This window comes from Luteimonas panaciterrae (assembly GCF_020511115.1).
In the GTDB taxonomy this organism is placed as follows: Bacteria; Pseudomonadota; Gammaproteobacteria; order Xanthomonadales; family Xanthomonadaceae; genus Luteimonas; species Luteimonas panaciterrae.
Window position 1 is genome coordinate 283912 of record NZ_JAJAVH010000001.1, and the last position, 24376, is coordinate 308287.

The following is a 24376-nucleotide window of genomic DNA, read 5'->3' on the forward strand; positions in this document are numbered from 1 at the left end:
GCGGGTCGGCGCACGATCGCAGATGCGCCGCCACGGGCCCGGTGATAGTCTGCTCCGCTCCGTCGCGGTTCGGGCATGCCGGCACCCCGGCGCCTGTTTCCCTTATCTGGTTTCGATGAGCCTCACTTCCCACCCCGACGCCTGGCCGCGTTGCCTGGAACGCCTGGAAGCCGAATTTCCGGCCGAGGACGTACACACCTGGCTGAAGCCGCTGCAGGCGACCTGGCGCGACGACGCCACCGTGCTGTATGCGCCCAACGCCTTCGTTCGCGACGAAGTGCGCACGCGCTATCTGGCGCGCATCCGCGAGCTGCTCGACCACTTCGCGGGTTCGCCGGAGGTATCGCTGGAAATCGGTTCGTTGCCGCGCGCGACGGTCGTACAGACTGGACACGTCGCGCCGGCCTTTGCGACGCCTGTGCGCGGATTTCCCGGTGGCGAATCCTTCTCCGGCAATCTCGACGAGCACTACAGCTTCGATAACTTCGTCGAAGGCCGCAGCAACCAGCTCGGGCGCGCCGCCGCTTGGCAGGCCGCGCAGAAGCCCGGCGATCGCGCCCACAATCCGTTGCTGCTCTACGGCGGCACCGGCCTCGGCAAGACGCATCTGATGTTCGCCGCCGGCAACGAGATGCGCCGCATCAATCCGGGCGCGCGCGTGCTGTACCTGCGTTCGGAGCAGTTCTACAGCGCGTTTTTCCGTGCGTTGCAGGAAAAATCCGCCGATCAGTTCAAGCGCCAGTTCCAGCAGATCGATGCGCTGCTGATCGACGACATTCAATTCTTCGCCGGCAAGGACCGCACGCAGGAAGAGTTCTTCCACACCTTCAATTCGCTCTTCGACGGCAAGCAGCAGATCATCATGACCTGCGATCGCTATCCGCGCGAAGTCGATGGCCTGGAGCCGCGCCTGAAGTCGCGTCTGGCCTGGGGATTGTCAGTGGCGATCGATCCGCCGGATTTCGAAACGCGCGCGCAGATCGTGCTGTCGAAGTCGCGCGAGCGCGGCGCGCAGATCCCCGAGGATGTCGCCTTCCTGCTCGCCAAGAAGATGCGCAGCAACGTGCGCGATCTGGAAGGCGCGCTCAACACGCTGGCCGCGCGCGCCAACTTCACAGGACGCGCGATCACCGCGGAATTCGCCCAGGAAACCCTGCGCGATCTGCTCCGCGCGCAGCAGCAGGCGATCGGCATCGCCAATATCCAGAAGGTCGTGGCAGACTACTACGGGTTGCAGATCAAGGATTTGCTGTCGAAGCGCCGGACACGTTCGCTGGCCCGCCCCCGTCAGGTGGCGATGGCGCTGGCGAAGGAACTGACCGAGCACAGCCTGCCCGAGATCGGCGACGCCTTCGCCGGCCGCGACCACACCACCGTCCTGCACGCCTGCCGCCAGATCCGGACCCTGCTCGAGACCGACGGCAAGCTGCGCGAGGACTGGGACAAACTCATCCGCAAGCTCAGTGAGTGAGCGGATGAACTTATCCCGGAAGGCAGTGGACGCAACCGGGAGAACCTGTGGATAACTGACCGGTTGAGGACGACGCCAAAAGTTGTCCACAGCTTGTCCGGAAGCCAGCGGTGCGTTATCAACGGACCTGGCTTCTAAAAATAGCGTTTAGAATCAAAAAGTTATCGGTGTTACCAACGCATTTCGGCGACACCAGCACCACCTGCTTTTGTATTTATCCAATTCCTTAGAGCATGGCATAGGGGACCTGAGCAACATGCGTTTCAGTCTGCAGCGCGAAGTGTTTTTGAAACCCCTGGGCCAAGTGGTCAACGTCGTCGAACGGCGTCAGACCCTGCCCGTGCTCGCCAATCTGCTGGTGCAGGTGAAGGGCGGACAGCTGTCGCTGACCGGTACGGATCTGGAAGTCGAGATGGTCGCGCGCAGCGCCGTCGAGGACGCCAAGGACGGAGAGACCACGATCCCGGCGCGCAAGCTTTTCGACATCGTCCGTGCCCTGCCCGACGGCAGCAAGGTGACCGTGTCGCAGACCGGCGACAAGATCACGGTGCAGGCCGGCCGCAGCCGCTTCACCCTGGCCAGCCTGCCGGCGAACGATTTCCCGTCGGTCGATGAAGTGGAAGCGACCGAACGCGTGTCCGTCGCCGAAGCCGCGCTGAAGGAGCTGATCGAGCGCACCGCGTTCGCGATGGCCCAGCAGGACGTGCGCTATTACCTCAACGGCCTGTTGTTCGACCTCGGCGACAAGCGCCTGCGCTGCGTGGCCACCGACGGCCACCGTCTGGCGCTGTGCGAGTCGGCCCTCGACGTGCCGGTGCAGGCCAAGCGCCAGATCATCGTGCCGCGCAAGGGCGTGCAGGAATTGCAGCGCCTGCTCGAAGGCGGCGATCGCGCGCTCGAACTGGAGATGGGCCGCAGCCACATCCGGGTGAAGCGCGACGATGTCACCTTCACCAGCAAGCTCATCGACGGCCGCTTCCCCGACTACGAGGCCGTGATTCCGATCGGCGCCGATCGCGAAGTGCGAATCGAGCGCGAAGTGCTGCGCGCGGCCCTGCAGCGCGTGGCGATCCTGTCCAACGAGAAATACCGTGGCGTGCGTCTGGAAGTCTCGCCGGGCCTGCTGAAGATCAACGCGCACAACCCCGAGCAGGAAGAGGCGCAGGAAGAAGTCGAGGCCGAGACCAAGGTCGACGGCTTGGCGGTCGGCTTCAACGTCAACTACCTGCAGGACGCCCTCACCGCCCTGCGCGACGAGCACGTGGTGCTGATGCTGCGCGATGCCAACTCTTCCGCCCTGGTGCGGGAAGCGAGCAGCGAGAAGTGCCGCCACGTCGTGATGCCGCTTCGGCTGTAATGCAGGTCCCTCTGCAAGAGCCCGGCCATCCCTGGCCGGACTTTCCAAAAGAGCGGTTCCACGTGGAACATTCCCGCCCGGTTACTGCCGGGCGGTGTCATTTTGGGCGGCCGCCATGCGCCTGACCCGCCTCGACATCCGCGGCCTGCGCCGCTTCGACACGATTACGCTGGCCCTCGCCCCAGGTCTCAATCTGATCACCGGCGACAACGGTGCCGGCAAGACCAGCGTGCTGGAAGCCATCCATCTGCTTGCCTACGGCCGCAGTTTCCGTGGGCGCGTCCGCGACGGCCTGATCCGCAGCGGCGCCCCGGCCGTGGAAGTCTTCGCCGAATGGTGGGAGGACGCAGGTGCCCGCGTCCGCAAGGTCGGCCTGCGCCACAGCGGGCAGGCTTGGGAAGGCCGGCTGGACGGCGCTTCCGTGGGCCAGCTCGGCGAACTGTGCGCCGCGCTGGCGGCGGTCACCTTCGAACCGGGAAGCCACGCCCTGGTCAGCGGCGGCGGTGAACCGCGCCGGCGCTATCTGGATTGGGGCTTGTTCCACGTGGAACCTGCCTTCCTGCCGCACTGGCGCCGCTATGCCCGTGCCTTGAAGCAGCGCAACAGCCTGCTCAAGCAGCGCGGCACGGCTGGGCGGCGCGTCGGTGACGCCCAGCTGGAGGCCTGGGACCACGAGATGGCCGAAGCCGGTGAGCCTCTGACGCGGCTGCGCCAGCGCTATCTGGAGCAGCTGCAGGACGCCTTGCAGCCCGCCTCGACCGAGCTGGCCCCGGAACTCGGACTGGCGACGCTGGACTTCCAGCCCGGCTGGCGCCGCGAGGACATGCCCCTGGCCGACGCGCTGCTCCTGGCCCGCGATCGCGACCTCGCCGCCGGCTACACCTCGGTCGGCCCGCACCGCGCCGACTGGCGCGTCCGCCATGCCGCCCTGCCGAACGGAGAGACCCTCTCCCGCGGCCAGGCCAAGCTTACCGCCCTGGCCTGCACCCTGGCCCAGGCGGAGCACTATGTGGCCCAGCGGGGCGAATGGCCGGTGGTGCTGCTCGATGACCTGGCTTCGGAGCTGGATCAGGCTCATCAGGGTCGAGTCCTGCAGCGCCTGGCCGCCGGGGCTGCCCAGGTGATCGTCACCGGGACCGAGATCCCGGCCTCTCTGGCCCGGCTCGGGTTGGAAACGGCAAGGTTCCACGTGGAACAAGGCCAGCTTCTGTCTTCGTAGGGCGGGCCTTGGCCCGCCATCGCCATCTCAAAACCAACGTTCCGCCGAAAGCTGCCGCGAATGGCTTTTGGCAATGGCGGGCCAAGGCCCGCCCTACGTTCTGAAGCGAGTCGAAAACGGCGGAACAGCCTCGTCCATCCCGCACCTGCGCTGACTGCGGCCGCGACAACAAGCGGTTTCGCCGTCTTCCGGATGCTATAATTTCGCTACAAATCCCTATAGCTAATGTGTCTCGGCGCCGGCTCTCAACGCCGCCGCCGCGGGAGCCTTGAGCCGCATGACCGAAACAACCGACGACGCCCTCCCCACGGGAGCTGGCGCCGGCCCAAACCAGAACAAGAACGTCCCTAACGATTACGACTCCAGCCGGATCACCGTGCTGCGCGGCCTCGATGCCGTGCGCAAGCGTCCCGGCATGTACATCGGCGACGTCCACGACGGCACCGGCCTGCACCACATGGTGTTCGAGGTGGTCGACAACGCCATCGACGAAGCCCTCGCTGGCCATGCCGACGATGTCGTGGTCACCATCCACGAGGACGGCTCGGTCAGCGTGTTCGACAACGGCCGCGGCATCCCGGTCGACATCCACAAGGAAGAGGGCGTTTCGGCGGCGCAGGTCATCATGACCCAGCTGCACGCCGGCGGTAAGTTCGACGACAACAGCTACAAGGTGTCCGGCGGCCTGCACGGCGTCGGCGTGTCGGTGGTCAACGCGCTGTCCTCCAAGCTCAGCCTGGACATCTGGCGCGACGATCACCACCACCACCAGGAATACGCCATGGGCGAGCCCCTGGCGCCGCTGGCCGTGGTCGGACCGCAGAACGGCAAGCGCGGCACGCTGGTGCGCTTCTGGCCCTCGGCCGAGACCTTCACCGACGTCGAATTCCACTACGACATCCTCGCCAAGCGTCTGCGCGAGCTGTCTTTCCTCAACTCGGGCGTGAAGATCACGCTGACCGACGAACGCGGCGGGCACACGCTCGAGGAAGGCGTGCGTCGCGACGTGTTCCAGTACGCCGGTGGCATCGCCAGCTTCGTCGAGCATCTGGCGCAGCTGAAGAATCCGCTGCATCCGAACGTGATCTCGGTGACCGGCGAGCAGAGCGGCATCACCGTCGACGTCGCCCTGCAGTGGACCGACGCCTATCAGGAAACGATGTTCTGCTTCACCAACAACATCCCGCAGAAGGATGGCGGCACGCACCTGATCGGTTTCCGCGCCGCGCTCACGCGCACGCTGACCAACTACATCGAGCAGAACGGCATCGCCAAGCAGGCCAAGGTCACGCTGTCGGGCGACGACATGCGCGAAGGCCTGATCGCCGTGCTGTCGGTGAAGGTGCCGGACCCGAGCTTTTCCTCGCAGACCAAGGAAAAGCTCGTCTCATCGGAGGTGAGACCGGTCGTTGAGAGCACGTTCGGCACACGTTTGGAGGAGTTCCTGCAAGAACACCCCCTCGAAGCCCGTGCCATCACCGCCAAGATCGTCGAAGCCGCCCGCGCTCGCGAGGCCGCGCGCAAGGCGCGCGACCTGACCCGCCGCAAGGGCGCGCTCGATATCGCCGGCCTGCCCGGCAAGCTCGCCGACTGCCAGGAGAAGGATCCGGCGCTCTCGGAACTGTTCATCGTCGAGGGTGACTCGGCGGGTGGCTCGGCCAAGCAGGGCCGCAACCGCAAGACGCAGGCGATCCTGCCGTTGAAGGGCAAGATCCTCAACGTCGAACGCGCGCGCTTCGATCGCATGCTCGGCAGCGCCGAAGTCGGCACGCTGATCACCGCGCTCGGCACCGGCATCGGCAAGGACGAATACAACCCGGACAAGCTGCGCTATCACCGCATCATCCTGATGACCGACGCCGACGTCGACGGCTCGCACATCCGCACGTTGCTGCTGACGTTCTTCTACCGGCAGATGCCGGAGCTGATCGAGCGCGGCCACATCTACATCGGCCTGCCGCCGCTGTACAAGATCAAGCAGGGAAAGAACGAGCTGTATCTGAAGGACGACGCGGCGCTCGATGCATATCTCGCCAACAGTGCGGTCGAGGCGGCATCGTTGATTCCCGCCACCGGCGAGCCGGCGATCGAGGGCGCGGCGCTGGAGAAACTGCTGCTCGCCTATGCGGGTGCGCGCGAGACCATCGCACGCAACGCGCATCGCTACGATCCGAGCGTGCTCGAAGCGCTGATCGATTTCACGCCGCTCGATGCCCAGCATCTGGTCGCGAATACCGACGAGCGTCATGAGCTCGACGCGTTGGAAGCGCGCATCAACCGCAGCGGTCTCGGCAAGCCGCGTTATTCGCTGCAGTTGCAGCTGGCCAACGAGTCGAGACCGGCCGCGCTGCTGATCACGCGCCGCCACATGGGCGAAGAGTTGGTGCAGGTGCTGCCGCTGTCGGCATTCGAAAGCGGCGAACTGCGTCCGCTGCGCGATGCCGCATCGCTGCTGCACGGCCTGATCCGCGAGGGCGCGCAGATCGTGCGCGGCAATCGCACGCAGCCGGTGGTGAGCTTCGCGCAAGCGCAGGCCTGGCTGCTGGAAGAAGCGAAGAAGGGCCGCCAGATCCAGCGCTTCAAGGGCCTGGGCGAGATGAATCCCGAGCAGCTGTGGGATACCACGGTGAATCCGGAAACACGCCGCCTGCTGCAGGTGAAGATCGAGGACGCGGTGGCCGCGGATCAGATCTTCTCCACGCTGATGGGCGATGTGGTGGAACCGCGCCGCGAGTTCATCGAGGACAACGCCTTGAAGGTGGCGAACCTGGATGTCTGATGTGGACGTCTGAAACAGACGTCCTGAATGAAGCAGGGGGACACACGCATGGAAGCCTACGATCCGAACACGCAGACGATCCCGGCGTTGCCGCCGCAACGGGCGGCTTCGTCAGCGTCGCCCGTGTGGGCATTCCTGCTCGATGTCGTGATCGCCGTGGCGATCATGCTCGCGGTGACCATGGCCTACGGCTTGCTGTGGGGTATCTGGCTCGGATTCGAACAGGGGCGCCGCGGCGTGCCCCTCGATCCGGCGATGATCCAGCAAGGACCGGGCACGCTTTCGCTCCTGTTGATGACCTTGCTGGGAATGTCCGCCGCGTCGTTCACGGTGTATTTCTGGCGTCGCCGCGCCAACGCGCAGGAGCGCGCGCTGTCCTGGCAGGCGGCACGCAAGCCCGCGACCTGGGGCTGGGTGCTGCTGACGCTCGCGGTCGTGATGTGCACGAGCATGGGAACGACATCGCTCGCCACGGCGATGGATTCCAGGTTTGCGCCGAGCAATCTGGAGATCATGCAGGACATCCAGCAGCGCATGCCTTGGCTGCTGTGGGTGTTCGCCGTCGTGCTGGCGCCGCTGTACGAGGAAGTGCTGTTCCGCCGCGTGCTGTTCGGGCGGCTGTGGGCGGCCGGTCGCCCCGTGCTGGGCGCGCTGCTGAGTTCGGTGCTGTTCGCGCTGGCGCACGAATTCCCGGGCATGGGCAACAATTCGCCGGCTGCCGCGGCGCTGCTGTGGACGTACTACGTCTTCATGGGCCTCGCCCTGGCCTGGATCTACCGCCGCACCGGCACGCTGTGGGCGCCGATCGGGGTGCATGCGCTCAACAATCTCGCCGCCTGCGTCATGATCGCCCTGGGCATCGGTTGATCGGGGATTAATCCTCGCAGGGCTAAAACGTCCCGGTCATCTCGAGGGGAGCCCTGATGAAAATCCTGACGGAAATCCTGATGAAACCGCAGCCGCTGTTGCTCGGTCTGGCGATCGCCGTGACCGTTGCCGGCTGCGCCACCACCAAATCGCCCACCGGCCGCACCCAGTACGTCGGCGGCATGTCGAAACAGCAGCTCAATCAGATGGGCCTGCAAGCCTTCGCCGAGCAGAAGGAGAAGGTGCCGCAGAGCAAGGACAGCAAGCAGATCGCCTACGTGCGCTGTGTGGTCAATGCACTGACGAGGGAACTGCCGCCGCAATGGCAATCCACCGGCTGGGAAACCGCCGTGTTCGTCAACAAGGATCCCAACGCCTTCGCGCTGCCGGGCGGCAAGGTCGGCGTCTACACGGGCATCTTCAGCGTAGCCAAGAACCAGGACCAGCTGGCGGCCGTGATCGGCCATGAAATCGGCCACGTCATCTCCAACCACCACGACGAGCGCATCACCCGCCAGATGAGCGCGCAGACAGGCCTGGGCATCGTCGGTGCCGTGCTCGGCGCGCGCTACGGCGAGGGCGCGGCGAACGCCACCAGCCAGATCGGCGGCATGGCCGCGCAGGGCCTGTTCCTGCTGCCGAATTCGCGCACGCAGGAGAGCGAGGCCGACGTCGTCGGCCAGCAGCTGATGGCCAAGGCCGGCTTCGACCCGCGCCAGGCCGTGAACCTGTGGCAGAACATGATCGCCGCCGGTGGCAGCCGCCCGCCGCAGTGGCTGTCGACCCACCCGGACCCGCAGGCGCGCATCAGTGAGCTGCAGGGGCGTGCCGCCGGCCTGGTGCCGACCTACGAGCAAGCAAGAGCCACCGGGCACAAACCGAAGTGTGGGTGAAGGGCCGCGTGCTAGCGGACGCCTTCACGGCGTCTGCTGCGGCCCTGAACGCCCGGCCACGGATGGCAGCACACACGCCCCGAAGAGGCTTCGACACTGATTCGAAAGACAACCGCTTTTGCTACTTTCGGATTTCCACGCCCAAGCAATCCAAAGCCAAAAACCAGTCTCTTCCCGCCCAAAACACGCCCTGAAATCCACATTACCGCCCACCCCCTCAGCCCCCGTTCACGAATGTCAACCCGTGACAGTGCAATGACATTTTTTGTCATTGCGGGGACAGATGAAGCTCACGTTAAATTCACATAGCGCTTGTCGCGTCCGATTCTGTTAGGGTTCGCACCCCCGGCCTCGCGACGGGTTCCAACTCCGCCCCCTTTCGTCTTGGTGATTTATGTCCAACAAGGCACGCAAGCATGCGCTGAGCGCAGCCATCGTCTCGGTGCTGCTCCTGTTCGCCACATCGGAATCGCTCGCCCAATCCAGCTCGGATGACGGCAACAGCCGACGCGGCAAGAGCTCGCAGAAGTCGGGCAAGGCCGAGGTGCTGTATCCGGACGCGGCGCGCAAGGCGCCCGAGGGCAAGGCCGGCAAGCTGGCATCGAAGATGCAGAAGATGCTGGACCTGTACAACGACGACAAGCAGCCCGAAGCGCGCACCGCCGCCGATGCCATCATCGCCGACGAGAAGGCCAACGCCTACGAGAAAGCCTTCGCCAACCAGATCGCCGCGCAGGCCGCCTACGGCCAGGACGACACCGCCGCCGCCAAGAAATACCTGCAGCAGGCCATCGACCTCAACGCGCTCGACAACAACGGCCACTACCAGTCGATGTACATGCTGGCGCAGCTGCAGATGCAGGACGACCAGTACGCCGAAGCGCTGGCCACGCTGGACAAGTTCCTCAGCGAAACCAAGGCGCAAAAGCCCGAGTACCTGGTGGTGAAGGGCAACATCCTCTATCGCCTGGAGAAGTACCCGGAAGCGATCGCCGCGCTGAAGCAGGGCATCGACTCCGCGGGCGCCGACGCCAAGCCGGACTGGCAGCAGGTGCTGATGGCCGCCTACTTCGACAGTGACCAGCCGGCCGAGGCCGCCAAGGTCGCCGAGAGCCTGCTCGCCAAGAATCCGAACGACGTGAAGCTGCAGAACAACATGGCCGCCATCTACATGCAGGCCGGCCAGAACGACAAGGCGATCGCGCTGATGGAGAAGATGCGCGCCGCCGGCCAGCTCACGGATGAAAAGCAGTATCGCAATCTCTACGCCACCTACCTCAATACGGAGAACAAGGAGAAGGAAGCGATCGCGGTGATCGAGGACGGCTTCAAGAAGGGCATCCTCAAGCAGACCGACTACCAGCCGAATCTGGCGCTGGCGCAGGCCTACTATTTCTCCGATCAGATCCCGCAGGCGATCGAGGCCTACAAGAAGGCCGCGCCGCTGTCGCCGGATGGCGAAACCTACCTGAACCTGGCACGCATCCTGTGGCAGGAGAACAAGATCGGTGACGCCAAGCAGGCCGCGCAGAAGGCATTAGACAAAGGTCTCAAGAAGCCTGAAGACGCCAAGAAAATCCTTGCGCTGAAGGGGGGCTGATGTCAGCGCGCACACTGCGGCGGTTGGTATCGCTGCCATCGATTGGTATAAGCTTAGAGGTTCCCGTGGCTGTGATTAGGCTGCGGTTCAACAACACCCGGTGCGCTGCGGCGTCCGGCCACATTCGAGCCTGCTGCGCATGACGGAACAGTTGCCGTTTCATTCCAAGCACGACGACCGCGATGACGACGGTCTCAACTGGCCGCGCATCGCGGGCATCACCCTGGCCATTGCCGTGCACGTCGGTGCGCTGTTGCTGTTGATGGCGCCGGTGGCGCCTCCCGGTGGTCCGAAGGACGAGGAAGAGACCACCCGCGTGGTGATCATCGAACCGCCGCCGCCGCCACCCCCGCCGCCGCCGCCGCCGCCGGAACCGCCCAAGCCGCAGGAAATCAAGCAGCTGGCACCGCCGCAGCCCACCCCGCTGCCGCCGCCGCCGGAAGAGCCGCCGATCATCGTCGACACCCCGTCGCCGATGGATACCCCGGCCCCGCCGCCGGCTCCGCCGTCGCCGCCCGCCCCGGTGGCTGACATCGGCGCCAGCGTCGATATCTCGTCGAAGAACATGAACCCGCCGAAGTACCCGCCTGCGGCCGTCCGCGCCGGCATCGAGGGTACGGTGGTCCTGATCATCGACGTCGATGCCAGCGGCAACGTCACCAACGTGTCGGTCGAGAAGTCCAGCCGCAACCGCGATCTCGATCGCGCCGCGATGGAAGCCGCACGCAAGTGGCGCTTCAACCCGTCCGTCGTCAACGGCCAGAAGGCCGCGGGCCGAGTGCGCGTCCCGGTCGACTTCAACCTCGGTTGATGTCGGCCTCGCTAAGAATCCTTTCGCAACATCGTTCCACCGCTCCACTTAAATCCAAACCACAACATCCACAAAGGTAAGCGTCATGCTGCAGGAATCCACCACCGCGCCCGCCGCCGCCCCCACGGGAGGCGACGCCGCCGCTGCTCTGTCCCAGATGGGTGTCGACCATCTGATTACCGAGATGACCACCAACCCTGGGCAGCACGTCGTCCAGTGGGTGGTGACCATCACTCTGGTTCTGATGTCGGTGATGTCGATCTACTGGATCGTCGTCAACTTCCTCAAGAACGCCAACCTGCGTCGCCGTGGTGACAACGTCACCACCACGTTCTGGGAAACCGCGAACGCGCAGGACGCGATCCGCCACATGGAAGATCAGCCCAAGAGCGAGCCGTTCTCCAAGATCGCTCTCGACGCTGCCCAGGCCGCCGCGCACCATCAGCGTCATGAAGGTTCGCGTCTGGTCGAGTCGCTGAACCGCTCCGAGTTCGTCGATCGCGCCCTGCGTCAGGCCGTGACCCGCGAATCGATGAAGCTCGAGAACGGCCTCACCGTGCTCGCCACCGTCGGTTCGACCGCGCCGTTCGTCGGTCTGCTCGGTACGGTGTGGGGCATCTACGGCGCGCTGATCCGCTTGGGCGCCGGTGGTCAGGCTTCGATCGACGCGGTGGCCGGCCCGGTGGGCGAGGCGCTGATCATGACCGCGGTCGGCTTGTTCGTGGCGATCCCGGCGGTGCTCGGCTACAACTTCTTCGTGCGCCTGAACCGCATCACCAACAACAAGTTCGACACCTTCGCGCACGACCTGCACGACTTCTTCGCCACCGGCGCTCGCGTCGGCGAAGTGCCGGTCAAGCGTTGATCTTGTTGAATCGATCTCCCTGAATCCTGACGGAGCCCGACCATGGCCTTCAGTACCGGCGACGATAGCGGCGCACCGATGTCCGAGATCAACGTCACGCCCCTCGTGGACGTGATGTTGGTGCTGCTGATCATCTTCATGATCACGGCGCCCCTGATGTCGCACAAGATCAAGGTGGAGTTGCCGAAGGCGAATCTCGACAAGATTCCCGATGCAACGCCGAAGACGCAGCCGATCACCATCACGGTTACCGATGATGGCAACCTGTATTGGAACGACCAGCTCGTCAACCGCGACACGATGGAAAGTCGTTTCTCGGTCGAGGCGCAGAAGACTCCGCAGCCGGAAATCCGTGTTCGTGGCGATTCCACCACCAAGTTCCGCTTCATCAACGAAGTGATGAACACAGCGCAAGGCCAAGGCATGCGCAAGGTCGGTTTCGTCGCCACGAAGGATCAGGGTAACTGAGGATTTAAGACCATGGCATTCAGTTCCGGCTCTACCGGCGGCCCAATGGCCAACATCAACGTCACGCCCCTCGTGGACGTGATGCTGGTGCTGCTGATCATCTTCATGATGACGGCGCCGATCCTGTCGTATCCGATCGATATCGATCTGCCGCAGCGCTCGCTCAATCCGCCACCGACCACGGTCGAACCGCCGCCGCCGATCCGTCTGCGCGTCGACGCCTCCGGCCAGGTGTTCTGGAACGACAGCCCGACACCGCTCTCGGCTCTGCGCAACATGATGGAGACCGAGGTGCAGCGTGACGTCAACAACCAGCCCACGCTGGAAATTGACGTCAACGAAGATGCCGATTACGGCATCCTCGCCAAGGTGCTGGCCAGCGCCAAGAACGCGCAGATGATCAAGATCGGTTTCGTCAAAAAGTAAAACCCAAGGCTGGCGCACCGCAGCGCGCCAGCCGGACGCTTACCAAACCTTTCGGCGCCGCCCACTGGGCGGCGCTTTTTTATGCGTGGCGCGGATGGCCCATCATTCCGTCATCCCTGCTTTCGCCGGGATGACGAGTTTCTGACTCATTCCCGGGGGGGGGGGGGGGTCGAAGTATCCGCTTGTGGGCGCCGCGCGGCCGGGTGTAGCGTGAAGCCGGGCCCATTCCGGAAGCGAGGCGCGTCATGGCGTTCTCCAACGGTTCCGCACAGCGCAGCATGGCCACGATCAACATCACGCCATTGGTGGACGTGATGCTGGTGTTGCTGGTCATCTTCATGATCGCCGCGCCGATCGCGACGAAGGTGATCCCGATGACGTTGCCACAAACGCCAATCGGCCCGATTCCGCCACAGCCGAAGAGCGAACCGATCGACCTGCGCGTCGACGCCTCCGGCGAAGTCTTCTGGAACGACAACGTGACTCCATTGTCCGCCTTGCGCGACATGATGCAGGCCGAAGTGCAGCGTGATCCGAGCAACGCGCCAAAGTTGGAAATCGACGCCAGCGGTGACGCCGACTACGCGGTCGTGGCGAAGGTGTTGGCCGCGGCCGAGAACGCCGGCCTGGAACAGGTCCGCTTCGTCCGGAACTGACGCGTCACACCGAAACGATGGCGAGGTAGCGCTTCACCGTCGTTTCCAAGCCGTCATACAACGCCTCGCCGATCAGGGCGTGCCCGATGGACACTTCGCTGACCTCCGGCACGCCGGCCAGGAACACGGCCAGATTGGCCTGGTTGAGATCGTGCCCGGCGTTCACGCCGAGTCCCGCCGCCAGCGCGGCGCGTGCGGTCTCGGCATAGGCGGGCAGGGCATCCAGGCCGGTGCCGGCGGCGAAAGCGTCGGCATAGGGACCGGTATACAACTCGATGCGATCGGCGCCGATCGCGGCGGCGCGCGCCACATCGGCGCCCGTATCGGCGAACACGCTCACGCGGCAATCCAATGCTTTCAATCCCGCGATCAGAGGCTGCAATGCGCCGGCGTCGCGGGCGAAATCGAAACCGTGATCGGAGGTCAGCTGTGCATCGCTGTCCGGCACCAATGTCGCCTGTGCCGGTCGCGCCTGCGCGCACAGGGCGTGGAAGCCCGGATAGCCGGCGCGCGCCGGCGCGAACGGGTTGCCTTCGATATTGAGTTCGACGCCGTACTCGCGCGTGAGCGCGGCCAGCGCCAGCACGTCATCCGCGCGCACGTGGCGTGCGTCGGGACGCGGATGCACGGTGATGCCATGCGCGCCGGCATCCAGGCAGACGCGCGCCGCGCGCAGGATGTCGGGCTCGCGCCCGCCGCGCGAGTTGCGCAGCACGGCGATCTTGTTGAGATTGACGCTGAGAACGGTCATCGCGTGTGACTCATCACATATGAATCCCGCACGAGCATGCGCCGCTTCGCGCATGCCATCCACGTGATGTCACGGCTGCGGCGAATCGTGTTGCGAAACGGGCGGCACGCCGGCGGTTTGGCTGCGCGCCTCGGCCTGCTCGCGCAGACGACGCAGCGCCTGCGGATCGAGCATGATTTCCACATCGCGGCTCTGGTTGCCGATGCGCTGCGCCAACAGGCCCAGCACCCAGGCGATCAGGAAACCGAGCGCGGCCAATAGGCAGAGGATCACCACGACCATCGAGGTGGTCTTCAGGGCGATCACGAAAGCGACGATGGCCAGCAGCAGGTAAAGCCAGATCATCTGCGCCTCACGGGAAGGGAAGGGACCAGGTGGCCAAGTGTAAATGGCGATGCCGCACACTTGCGAGTCACGCGATGGAGTCGCTGAGCGCGCGGTCACGAAAGGCCGGAACGACCGCCCCGGAGCTTGGCGGCGATCACAATAGCGGCGAAAACAGCCGCGCCACCGCTTCGGGCAGGCGCACGCTGAACAGGGATTGCGAGCGATCCTGACGCACGCGTGGCGCGTGGGCGAATTCGCCTTCGATCAGGCGCGCCAGCTGCGCCGCGATGCCGGCGTCGTGGAACAGCATCGACACCTCGAAGTTCAGGCGGAAGCTGCGGTTGTCGAAATTCGCGGTGCCGATCATGGCGACATCGTCGTCGACCAGCAGCGCTTTCGTATGCAACATGCGCGGACCGTATTCGTAGATCTTGACGCCCGCGGCCATCAGCTCGTCGTAGTAGGAGCGCGCGGCCAGCGTCACCAGCCGGCTGTCGCTGCATTGCGGCACCAGCAGGCGCACGTCCAGGCCGCCGAGCGCCGCCGAGGTCAGCGCCATCAGGGCCGCTTCGCCGGGCACGAAGTAGGGCGTGACCAGCCAGACGCGCCGGACGGCGGCGTGGATCGCGCCCACGTGCAGGCGATGGATCGCCTCCCACGAGGAATCCGGCCCCGAGGGCAGTACCTGCGCCGGGATCGGCCCCGGCCGCCGGTCGGGCAGGTTGCGCGCCAGCTCCGCCACGATGTCGCGCGATTGCGTGGCGTACATCCAGTCCTCGACGAACACCAGTTGCAGCAGATGCGCCGCATCGCCATCGATGCGCAGGTGCAGATCGCGGTAGGCGTCCGCGCGCAGCGCCTCGTTCTCCTCGTCGGTGATGTTGATGCCGCCGGTGTAGGCGATGCGTCCGTCGATCACCACGATCTTGCGGTGCGTGCGCATGTTCACCCAGGTGCGCGTCCAGATGCGGCCGAAGCGCGCCGGATGAAACCAGCAGAACTCGCCACCGGCCCGGATCAGCGCCTCGAAGAAGCGCGGATTGGCCTTCGATCCCACCGCATCGAGCAGTACGCGGACTTTCACGCCGGCGCGGGCGCGTTCCACCAGCGCATCGCGGATCGCCGTACCGGTGCGGTCGGGCAGATAGATGTAGTACTCCAGATGGATATGCTCGCGCGCGTTGCGGATGTCCTCCAGCAGCGCCGCGTAGGTGGCCGCGCCGTCGATCAGCAGGCGCACGTCCCGCGCCGACGAAGGCGGCAATCCGGTGGTGCGCTGGCCGAGCCGGGCCAGCTCCGCGCTCTCGCCGCTTTCCTCGTCGAGCCGCCTTTCCTGCAGCGTGAGCCGGTTGCGGCCGCGCCGCAGACGATGACGGGTGATCTTCTGCGGCCCGAACACCTGGTAGATGATGAAGCCGACGTAAGGCAGGGCGGCCAGGCTGAGCAGCCAGCCCAGTGTCGCCGCCGGCTCGCGCTTCTGCAGCACGATCCAGCTACACAGACCGACCAGATAGATCACCCACACCACGGTCACGTACATGCCCAGGTGCGGGATGGAGATGAATGCGTGCCACGCGTCCCTGAGCCACTCGATCATCGCAAGTATCCTTAACGCGCTGACGGCGCGTTTCGATGTCGCGTCGGCTGCGACGGATGCCTAGTAGGCTAATGCCATGCGCGACAACGGCAAAGTGGCGGTGGGGAAATTCGGTGCGATCAAGGGTCGCGGCGCGGCCTCGTATGTCACCGGGCGCTACGAAAAGCGCGTGGCGCGCGCCGAGGACGATGGCTGGGGATCGGCCTACGACTTCTCCGACGCCGCGGGCGAGGATGGCGAATTGCCGCCGCACCCGGCGACCAGCGTTACCGAGGAACGCGCCCGCAGCATCATCAGCCGCAACGATTCGCCCGACATCGGCTTCGGCCAATCGGTGAACCCCTACCGCGGCTGCGAACATGGTTGCGTGTACTGCTTCGCGCGGCCCTCGCATGCCTATCTGGATCTGTCGCCGGGCCTGGATTTCGAAACCAAGCTCTACGCCAAGACCAACGCCGCCGAACGCCTGCGCGAGGAACTCGCCAAGCCCTCGTACCGCTGCTCGCCGATCGCGCTCGGCATCAACACCGATGCCTATCAGCCGATCGAGCGTCAATACCGCGTCACGCGCTCGGTGCTGGAAGTGCTGGCCGAGTGCAGGCATCCGGTCAGCCTGATCACCAAGAGCGCGCTGATCCAGCGCGATCTTGATCTGTTGGCGCCGATGGCCGAGCAACGCCTCGTCACCGTCTACGTGTCGGTGACCACGCTGGACAACAAACTCTCCTCGAAGCTGGAACCGCGCGCCGCCGCGCCGCATACGCGACTGAAGACGATCCGCGCCTTGCACGAAGCCGGCGTGCCGGTCGGCACGATGGTCGCGCCGGTGATCCCGATGATCACCGACAAGCATCTCGAAGCGATTCTGGAAGCCGCCTACGAAGCCGGCGCGCGCGCGGCCGGTTACGTATTGTTGCGGTTGCCGCACGAGTTGAAGGAAGTCTGGCGCGAATGGCTGCAGCTGCACTATCCCGAGCGCGCCCAGCACGTCATGAGCCTGATCCAGCAGATGCGCGGCGGCAAGGATTACGACTCCGCGTTCGGCACGCGCATGCGCGGCGAAGGTCCTTTCGCCGAACTGCTCGCCATGCGCTTCGCCAAGACGCACCGCCGCCTCGGCTTCGGACGCCTGCCGCCGCTGGATGGCAGCCGGTTCGTGCCGCCGCGCAAGCCTTCACCGCAAGGCGAGCTGTTCTGACACGAGCGCCGCCGATTCCAATCGGCGGGTCCTAATGGCGGGACAATGAAACCCATGCGCCGTAATTGACGCTGTTGCGTCGCCGCGCGCAGAATTCGCATCTTCATTCATCCCATCCGACCACGGACATGACGCGGAATCCGCTACTGATCCTGCTGAATCATCAGCGCGCAAGCGCGGGTCGGGTGTGCCTGCCTTTCGTGATCGGACGCGTCGGATCGAACTGATCCCTCCGCCCGACATGCGAAACGAACAAGCACCCACCCGGGTGCTTTTTTATTGCCTGCTTTTTCGCCGCGATCGCTGTATCGAGCGTTGGCGGACGTACTGAACTCTTAATCACACCGCATCAAGACTCAAGGAGAACGTGCCATGCACTCACTCGCCGAGACCGAACCCTAGCCGCCCGTCCCGTTGCCAACAGGGGCGTGCGGCCCCGCATGTTGGCGACTGAAGACACGAACTCATGAATACCCGCACACTGCTTTCCCGCTGGCGCAACATTGGCGTCATTGCCCACATCGACGCTGGCAAAACCACACTCACCGAACGCCTGCTGTGGGCCTCCGGTGCCATCCATCGCATCGGCGAAGTGCACGATGGCGAAGCCACCACCGACTTCTCGGACATCGAACGCCGGCGTGGCATCACCATCGGCGCCGCGGCCGTGCGTCTGGACTGGATGCCACAAGGCGACCAGCCGCATCGGCTGACCCTCATCGATACACCGGGCCACATCGATTTCGCGATCGAGGTGGAACGCTCCTTGCGCGTGCTCGACGGCGCGGTCGCGGTCTTCTCGGCCGTCGACGGCGTGCAGCCGCAATCCGAAACCGTCTGGCATCAGGCGGACCGGCATGGCGTGCCGCGCATCGCTTTCGTCAACAAGATGGATCGTCCGGGCGCCGATTTCGAACGCGTGCTGACGCAGTTGCGAGAGAAGCTCGATGCACAACCGTGGCCGTTGGGATTACCGCTGGGCAGCGACGGTGCGTTCGACGGTTGGGTCGATCTCGTTCACCGCACGATCGTGCGCTGGAACGAGGCTGGCGACACTGAGCGAACCGACTGGTCGACCGCCGACGCAGCGAGTTACGAGGGCGCAAGGCAGCGATTGATCGAAGCGGTTGCCGCGCACGACGACTTGCTTGCCGAGGCGTACATCAACGAGCAGCCGATCGACGACGCGATGCTGCGCGCGGCCCTGCGCCGCGGCGTGCTGGCAGGCCTTGGCGTGCCGGTGCTCGCGGGCTCGGCCATCCGCAACAAGGGCATCGATACGTTGCTCGACGCCGTCGTGCATTACCTGCCTTCGCCGCTGGATCGTCCATCGATCCGGGCCGAGCGAAACGGCGAGGAGACGTGGCTCGCCGCCGATCCCGACGGTCCGCTCGCGGCATTGGTGTTCAAGATCGCGCATCAAGCGCACGGTCCGGTGACGTACGTGCGCGTGTACTCGGGCACGCTTCGCGTGGGCGACACGGTGTGGCGTTCGCGGCAGGAGAGTGCGCGTCGCATCGGACGCTTGGCGATCGTGCAGGCCGATCGCACGCAGGACGTGACGCAAGCCGTGGCGGGCGAGATCGTGGCCATCCTCGGCTGGAAGGATGCGGTCAGCGGAGAAACGCTGAGTGCTTCGACCCTGCCGATCACGCTCGAGACCATTCATGCGCAGCCCGCGGTGCTGTCGTGGCGATTGTCGGCGCAGAAGGCGACGGACCTGATCAAGCTCGGCCAGGGATTGGCCGCGCTGGCGCAGGAGGATCCCTCGTTCCGCGTCGAGACCGATACCGATACCGGCGAAACGCTCGCCTGGGGCATGGGCGAATTGCACCTGGAGGTGATGGTCGAACGCCTGCGCAACGAGTGGAACGTCGAGGTGCGCACCGGCACGCCGCGCGTGGCCTATCAGGAAACGCCGCGTGCCGCGGTGCATGGCGTCGAGGGCAAGGTCGTCAAGCGCAACGGAGGCGTGGGCCAGTTCGCGCGCGTGGTGTTCGACATCGCGCCGCGTGAGGATGGCCTGAACACCTTCGAAGACCGCACCGTCGGCGGCATGGTGCCGAAAGCGTTCGTGGCGGCGACCGAGAAGGGCGTGCGCGCGGCGTTGGCGGAAGGGCCGCGAGGCTATCCCGTCGTCGGCATCACGGTGCGCCTGGTGGACGGTGAAACCCATGCGGTGGATTCGTCCGACCTGGCGTTCCAGCGCGCGGCGATGGAGGCGATGAAGACGGCGCTCGCGCGGGTCGGCACCACGTTGCTGGAACCGGTGATGACCGTGGCCATCGACACGCCCGCGACACATCTGGGCGATGTCGTCGGCGATGTGCAGCGCCGCAACGGCCGCGTGGCGGCGATCGAGGACAAAGGCGCGCGCGCCGACATCCTCGCACTCGCGCCGCTGGCGGCGCTTGCCGGTTACACCACGGCGCTGCGCTCGCTCACGCAAGGTCGCGCGCAGGCCAGCGTGATCTTCCACGGTTACGAGGAAGCCAGTGGGCAATGAGTGATGCAATGCGGAGGCGCCGGGGAAAACGGAGTTGACCCCGGCGCCTCTTTTTTGATCAACGACTTGATGATGAACGACCCGCGCCCATTCACGAACCTTACGACCCCTCCACGGCCCTCTTGCTAAGGTGCCGGCGGGACAGGCAAGGTCATGGAATGTTGAACGCAGACAGCAGCAACGGGGGGGCGGATGACGGACGGTTTCGTCTGGCGATGGCATCGGCGGGCATCGGCATGGCGATCGCCGATCTGGACGGTCTCTGGCTCGAGGTGAATCCCGCCCTCGAACGCATGCTCGGCTACAGCGCCGAGGAACTGATCGGCAAACCGGTCTATCAGTTCAGTCATCCCGACGAGATCGTGACGGTGAAGAAATCCATCACCGATCTCGCCAGCGGCACGCGCGAGATGGTCGATGCCCGCAGGCGCTACATCCGCCGCGATGGGCAGATGGTCTGGGTGCATCTCAACGCCGCGATGATGCACGACACTCGTGGCAAGCAGGTCTATTGCATCCTGCAGCTGCGCGATATCACCGCGCAGCACGAAGCCGAGCAGGCATTGCGCGAACTCAACGAGACGCTGGAGCGCCGCGTGGCCGAGCGCACCGCGGAAGTGGAGGCCATCAACCGGCAGCAGGAATTGTTCGCCTACGGGGTGTCGCACGATCTGCGCGCGCCGCTGCGGGCGGTGGAAAGTTTCGCCGGCCTGCTGGCGAGCCATCATGGCGCCAAGCTCGACGATACCGCGCGCGATTACCTCGATCGCATCCGCAAGGCGACCACGCAGATGGCGACGCTGATCGACGGATTGCTCGAACTGTCCCGCGCTTCGCGCGCCGAGCTCAAGTTGCAGCCGGTCGACATGAGCCTGCTGGCCGACTGGGTGGGAATCGAGCTGGCCGAGGCCGAGCCGCAGCGCGCGAACACGATCGAGGTGGAGCCGGGCCTGGTGGCCTTCGGCGACGAACGCCAGCTCAAGGTGCTGCTCGGACAATTGCTGCACAACGCCTGGAAATTCTCGCGTGATCGCGATCGCGTCGAGATCTCGGTCAGCGGCCGGCGCGTGGGCGACCGCATCGTCATCGACGTGCGCGATCGCGGCATCGGCTTCGACATGCGCTATGCGAACAAGCTGTTCGAACCATTCCAGCGCCTGCATGGCCCGGAGCAGGCCGGTGGCAACGGCATCGGCCTCGCGATCGCGCACCGCATCGTCGAACGCCATCGTGGACGGCTGTGGGCGGAGTCGGAAATCGAAGTGGGCAGTACGTTCCATCTCGAATTGCCGGCGGTGGCGGAAGCCTCGGGATCACGCGATCCTGGCTAGAAAATGCGTCAACGCGCCGCAGACGCGCCGACGTTTAGGCTCTATTCTCCGGTTGCCCCGAAGCCTGGGCCTGGGAGCCATCAGTCACGAAGCGGGAAGGCATGTCGCAGAAAGAAATTTTGCTGGTCGAAGACAATCCGGACGACATCGAACTGACGAGGATCGCCTTTGCCGAGGCCAGGATCGTCAATCCTCTCACCGTGGTCGGCGATGGCGCCGAGGCGCTGGATTACCTGTTCGCGCGCGGCAAGCATGCCGGCCGCAATCTCGGCGAGCTGCCGACCATGATCCTGCTCGACCTGAATCTGCCGAAGGTCGACGGCCGCGAAGTGCTGGAAGCGATCCGCGCCGATGAGCGCACCCGGCATCTGCCCGTGGTGGTGCTGACCACCAGCGCCGAGCCTTTCGACGTCGAGGCCTGTTATGCGCTCGGTGTGAACAGCTACATCCGCAAGCCGGTGGATTTCGAGCAGTTCGTCGGCGCGGTGAAGCAGGTGGGGTTGTATTGGCTAGTGTTGAACCAGCCGCCGCGTCCGCTCGCGTGAGTGCTAAATCCGAGGCTTTAGAGCGGTCTTCCTGTACCGCTCATGCTGATCGGTTTTTTCAGCTCGTCATTCCCGCGAAGGCGGGAATCCATGGACTTTGCTATCGGTTTTGCTGTGTCGGAACGAACGTCCTTGGATTCCCGCCTTCGCGGGAATGACGGACCTGAGAGCGCTCGCGCTTGAACTGAAACGCTCTAAGCGCGTGCGTTCTCGCCATATAGCGCCTGCGCGCGCTGAAACAGAATCCAGCTGGTCGCGATGAACTTGTCGCCACGCTGCGGACGATTGCCGCGATGCGTATGCGTGAACGCGGTCGGCGCGATCAGCAAGGTGCCGGTCGCGGGTTTGATCTTGCGCTGCTGGAACAGGAACTCGGTTTCGCCCTCGTCGAATTCCTCGTTGAGATAGAGCGTCCACAGCAGATGCCGATGCAGGGTTTCGGCGCTGGCATCGCGCGGATACAGTTCGCAGTGCCAGTACGGATAGCCGCCGGACCCCGCCGTGTACCACTGCAGATTGATCGTGCCGGGGCGCAGGCAGGTGCGCGCCAGCTCGCCCAGGCGTCGATCGTCCATCGCCGAAAGATCCTCGGCGGTGAGGCGTTTCGGTGTTCCGTCCTCGCCGGGCTGTTGCAGCATCAGCGGTGCGATCAGCGCCTGCGGATAACGGCGCAGGTAGGCGAGCAGGCCGCCGTAGACGGCGACGTTGAGGGCCTGTTCCACGTCGGCCCAGTCCTGGCGGCCGGTCAGCGACAGATCGCGGCTGCGCTTGAGTTCGGGATGCACGCCACCGCCGACGCGGCCCGGCGCCAGCGCATCGCTGGCGCGCAGACGTTCGACGATCGCCGCACAGGTCTCGCGCGGCAATGCTTCATCGAAGACTTCGATGAAGTCGTGCGCCGTGGTCATGCGGCCGCGGCGTCGTGTTCGAGGTGATAGCGCATGGCGGCTTCCACTTCGCCCTTGGAACCGAGGAACACGGGCACGCGCTGGTGCAGCTGTGTCGGCGCGATGTCGAGCATGCGTGCGCGGCCGTCGCTGGCGGCACCGCCGGCCTGTTCGACCAGCAGACTCATCGGATTGGCTTCGTACATCAGGCGCAGCTTGCCGGGCTTGCCCGGGTCCTTGCGGTCCCAGGGATAGATGAAGATGCCGCCGCGCGTGAGGATGCGATGCACGTCGGCCACCATCGAGGCGATCCAGCGCATGTTGAAATCCTTGCCGCGCGGCCCTTCCTTGCCCGCCAGCAGATCGCCGACGTAGCGCTGCATCGGCGCTTCCCAATGGCGCTGGTTGGACATGTTGACGGCGAATTCCTTGGTCTCTTCCGGAATGCGCATGTTGGGCTGCGTCATCACGAACGAACCCTGCTCGCGATCCAGGGTGAACGCATGCGTGCCGTTGCCGATGGTGAGGACGAGCATCGTGCTCGGCCCGTAGATGCAGTAGCCGGCCGCGACTTGCGCGGTGCCCGGCTGCAGGAAATGTTCGTCTTCAGGCTGCACGACATCGTCCGGACAGCGCAGTACCGAGAAGATGGTGCCGACGCTGACGTTGACGTCGATGTTGCTGCTGCCGTCGAGCGGATCGAATAACAGCAGGTAGTTGCCGCGCGGATACATGTCCGGGATCGGCTGGCTGTGGTCCATTTCCTCCGATGCGCAGGCGGCGAGATGGCCGCCCCAGGCATTGGCTTCCAGCAAGATTTCGTTGCTCAGCACGTCGAGCTTCTTCTGCGCCTCGCCCTGCACGTTGCCAGTGCCGGCATCGCCAAGCACGCCACCGAGCGCGCCCTTGCCGACGGCGACGGAAATGCTCTTGCAGGCGCGCGCGACCACTTCGATCAGCAATCGCAGGTCCGGCTTGATGCGGTCGTTGCGCTGTTCTTCGATCAGGTAGCGGGTCAGGGAGATCTCGGACATGGGCTCGCTGGCAGGGGACAGGGGCCGACATTATGGAATGGTCGCGATGACAAACGAATCGCGACATGCCGAACCCCGGTGTTTTTGTTCACGACACGCGCTGCCGCCGGGGTTTCGCGCTTGCGAAATCGATTTCAGATCACCCGCAGCGTGATCGCCTTGAGCACCGCGCGCGTGCGGTCGCGCGTGCCCAGCTTGTCGAGGATGGCCGAGACGTAGTTCTTCACCGTGCCTTCGGCGAGGAACAGGGTGCGCGCGATTTCCTTGTTGGAATAGCCGCCGGCGAGCAGGCGCAGGATCGCGACTTCGCGCTCGTTGAACGTGTCCGATGGCGGCGCCTCGTCGTGGAACCGGTAGCGCGCGCGCACCGGATCGGTGCTGACCGGCTGCAGCAGCGAATCACCGCTGGCCACGCGCACGATGGCATCGCGCAGATCCTCCGGCGCGGCATCCTTGAGCAGGAACCCCTGCGCGCCGGCTTCGCGCGCGTGCAACAGCAGTTCGCTGTCGTCGAAGGTGGTCAGCAACAGCACCGGCGTGGCGTCGCCGCGTTCGCGCAACGCGCGCAGCAGGGCGATGCCGTCGAGGCCGGGCATGCGCACGTCGCTCAGCACCACGTCGACCGGCGATGCGGCGAGCTTGTCGAGCAAGCCGTGCCCATCCTCGGCTTCGATGGCGACGATGATGCCGAGGTTCTGCAGCAATGCACGCAGACCGGCACGCACCAGCGCCTGATCGTCTGCCAGAGCGATGCGTAGCGGCGCCGTCACGACGGAACTCCCACGATG

Annotated in this window: 22 protein-coding genes; 16 read left to right on the forward strand and 6 right to left on the reverse strand. The window is 65.1% G+C overall.

All coding sequences use genetic code 11. The annotated features are described in order from the left end of the window. The first annotated feature begins 115 nt into the window (after positions 1-115). The 12 genes from dnaA to LG367_RS01320 all read left to right on the forward strand — a co-directional run bounded on the left by dnaA (position 116) and on the right by LG367_RS01320 (position 13412). Positions 116-1471 carry a chromosomal replication initiator protein DnaA gene (dnaA, locus tag LG367_RS01265; RefSeq protein WP_226467399.1) on the forward strand — a complete coding sequence of 452 codons (1356 nt, stop codon included), beginning with the start codon at positions 116-118 and terminating at the stop codon, positions 1469-1471. Positions 1472-1727: 256 nt separating this feature from the next. Next, positions 1728-2828, forward strand: coding sequence for a DNA polymerase III subunit beta (gene dnaN / locus LG367_RS01270; RefSeq protein WP_226467400.1), 1101 nt, complete (start codon positions 1728-1730; stop codon positions 2826-2828). A gap of 115 nt (positions 2829-2943) precedes the next feature. Beyond that, the gene (recF, locus tag LG367_RS01275; RefSeq protein ID WP_226467401.1) at positions 2944-4047 is read left to right on the forward strand and encodes a DNA replication/repair protein RecF; all 1104 of its coding nucleotides are present in this window, start codon (positions 2944-2946) and stop codon (positions 4045-4047) included. Between the two features lie 277 nt (positions 4048-4324). After that, positions 4325-6826: a DNA topoisomerase (ATP-hydrolyzing) subunit B gene (gyrB, locus tag LG367_RS01280; protein ID WP_226467402.1), complete on the forward strand. Its 2502-nt coding sequence runs from the start codon at positions 4325-4327 to the stop codon at positions 6824-6826. Positions 6827-6853: 27 nt separating this feature from the next. Continuing rightward, the gene (locus LG367_RS01285; protein ID WP_226467403.1) at positions 6854-7693 is read left to right on the forward strand and encodes a CPBP family intramembrane glutamic endopeptidase; all 840 of its coding nucleotides are present in this window, start codon (positions 6854-6856) and stop codon (positions 7691-7693) included. An 80-nt stretch (positions 7694-7773) separates the two neighbouring features. Further along, positions 7774-8586: a M48 family metallopeptidase gene (locus tag LG367_RS01290; protein WP_226467951.1), complete on the forward strand. Its 813-nt coding sequence runs from the start codon at positions 7774-7776 to the stop codon at positions 8584-8586. A gap of 394 nt (positions 8587-8980) precedes the next feature. After that, entirely contained in the window at positions 8981-10186 is a 1206-nt protein-coding gene (locus tag LG367_RS01295) for a tetratricopeptide repeat protein (RefSeq protein ID WP_226467404.1), read from the forward strand. A 139-nt stretch (positions 10187-10325) separates the two neighbouring features. Continuing rightward, positions 10326-10997, forward strand: coding sequence for an energy transducer TonB (locus tag LG367_RS01300; RefSeq protein WP_226467405.1), 672 nt, complete (start codon positions 10326-10328; stop codon positions 10995-10997). Positions 10998-11082: 85 nt separating this feature from the next. Further along, on the forward strand, positions 11083-11862 hold the full coding sequence (locus LG367_RS01305) for a MotA/TolQ/ExbB proton channel family protein (protein ID WP_226467406.1): 780 nt from the start codon (positions 11083-11085) through the stop codon (positions 11860-11862). Positions 11863-11904: 42 nt separating this feature from the next. Then, positions 11905-12330, forward strand: a complete 426-nt coding sequence (locus tag LG367_RS01310) for an ExbD/TolR family protein (protein WP_226467407.1) — start codon at positions 11905-11907, stop codon at positions 12328-12330. A gap of 12 nt (positions 12331-12342) precedes the next feature. After that, entirely contained in the window at positions 12343-12756 is a 414-nt protein-coding gene (locus LG367_RS01315) for an ExbD/TolR family protein (protein ID WP_226467408.1), read from the forward strand. Positions 12757-13001: 245 nt separating this feature from the next. After that, on the forward strand, positions 13002-13412 hold the full coding sequence (locus LG367_RS01320) for an ExbD/TolR family protein (RefSeq protein WP_226467409.1): 411 nt from the start codon (positions 13002-13004) through the stop codon (positions 13410-13412). A gap of 4 nt (positions 13413-13416) precedes the next feature. Here the strand turns inward: LG367_RS01320 and LG367_RS01325 are convergent, their stop codons facing one another. From LG367_RS01325 to cls, 3 genes are all read right to left on the reverse strand, one after another. After that, positions 13417-14163, reverse strand: a complete 747-nt coding sequence (locus tag LG367_RS01325; RefSeq protein ID WP_226467410.1) for a pyridoxine 5'-phosphate synthase — start codon at positions 14161-14163, stop codon at positions 13417-13419. Between the two features lie 69 nt (positions 14164-14232). Beyond that, the gene (locus LG367_RS01330) at positions 14233-14508 is read right to left on the reverse strand and encodes a hypothetical protein (RefSeq protein WP_226467411.1); all 276 of its coding nucleotides are present in this window, start codon (positions 14506-14508) and stop codon (positions 14233-14235) included. Positions 14509-14644: 136 nt separating this feature from the next. Beyond that, positions 14645-16087 (reverse strand): cardiolipin synthase, encoded by a 1443-nt coding sequence (gene cls, locus LG367_RS01335; RefSeq protein WP_226467412.1) that lies wholly within the window; start codon positions 16085-16087, stop codon positions 14645-14647. A 76-nt stretch (positions 16088-16163) separates the two neighbouring features. Here cls and LG367_RS01340 point away from each other — a divergent pair, with 76 nt between their 5' ends. From LG367_RS01340 to LG367_RS01355, 4 genes are all read left to right on the forward strand, one after another. After that, complete coding sequence (locus LG367_RS01340) at positions 16164-17285, forward strand: PA0069 family radical SAM protein (protein ID WP_226467413.1); 1122 nt, start codon at positions 16164-16166, stop codon at positions 17283-17285. 466 nt (positions 17286-17751) lie between these two features. Continuing rightward, positions 17752-19791, forward strand: a complete 2040-nt coding sequence (fusA, locus tag LG367_RS01345; RefSeq protein ID WP_226467414.1) for an elongation factor G — start codon at positions 17752-17754, stop codon at positions 19789-19791. A 158-nt stretch (positions 19792-19949) separates the two neighbouring features. Then, on the forward strand, positions 19950-21122 hold the full coding sequence (locus tag LG367_RS01350; RefSeq protein WP_226467415.1) for a sensor histidine kinase: 1173 nt from the start codon (positions 19950-19952) through the stop codon (positions 21120-21122). A 101-nt stretch (positions 21123-21223) separates the two neighbouring features. Further along, positions 21224-21667, forward strand: a complete 444-nt coding sequence (locus tag LG367_RS01355) for a response regulator (protein ID WP_226467416.1) — start codon at positions 21224-21226, stop codon at positions 21665-21667. Between the two features lie 194 nt (positions 21668-21861). On the opposite strand, the gene LG367_RS01360 is transcribed toward LG367_RS01355, so the two are convergent. The 3 genes from LG367_RS01360 to LG367_RS01370 all read right to left on the reverse strand — a co-directional run bounded on the left by LG367_RS01360 (position 21862) and on the right by LG367_RS01370 (position 24358). Further along, the gene (locus LG367_RS01360) at positions 21862-22575 is read right to left on the reverse strand and encodes a 2OG-Fe(II) oxygenase (RefSeq protein WP_226467417.1); all 714 of its coding nucleotides are present in this window, start codon (positions 22573-22575) and stop codon (positions 21862-21864) included. Continuing rightward, the gene (locus LG367_RS01365; RefSeq protein WP_226467418.1) at positions 22572-23588 is read right to left on the reverse strand and encodes a class 1 fructose-bisphosphatase; all 1017 of its coding nucleotides are present in this window, start codon (positions 23586-23588) and stop codon (positions 22572-22574) included. Before LG367_RS01365 ends, LG367_RS01360 begins: the two co-directional genes overlap by 4 nt. A gap of 134 nt (positions 23589-23722) precedes the next feature. Beyond that, on the reverse strand, positions 23723-24358 hold the full coding sequence (locus LG367_RS01370) for a response regulator transcription factor (RefSeq protein WP_226467419.1): 636 nt from the start codon (positions 24356-24358) through the stop codon (positions 23723-23725). Positions 24359-24376: the final 18 nt, after the last annotated feature.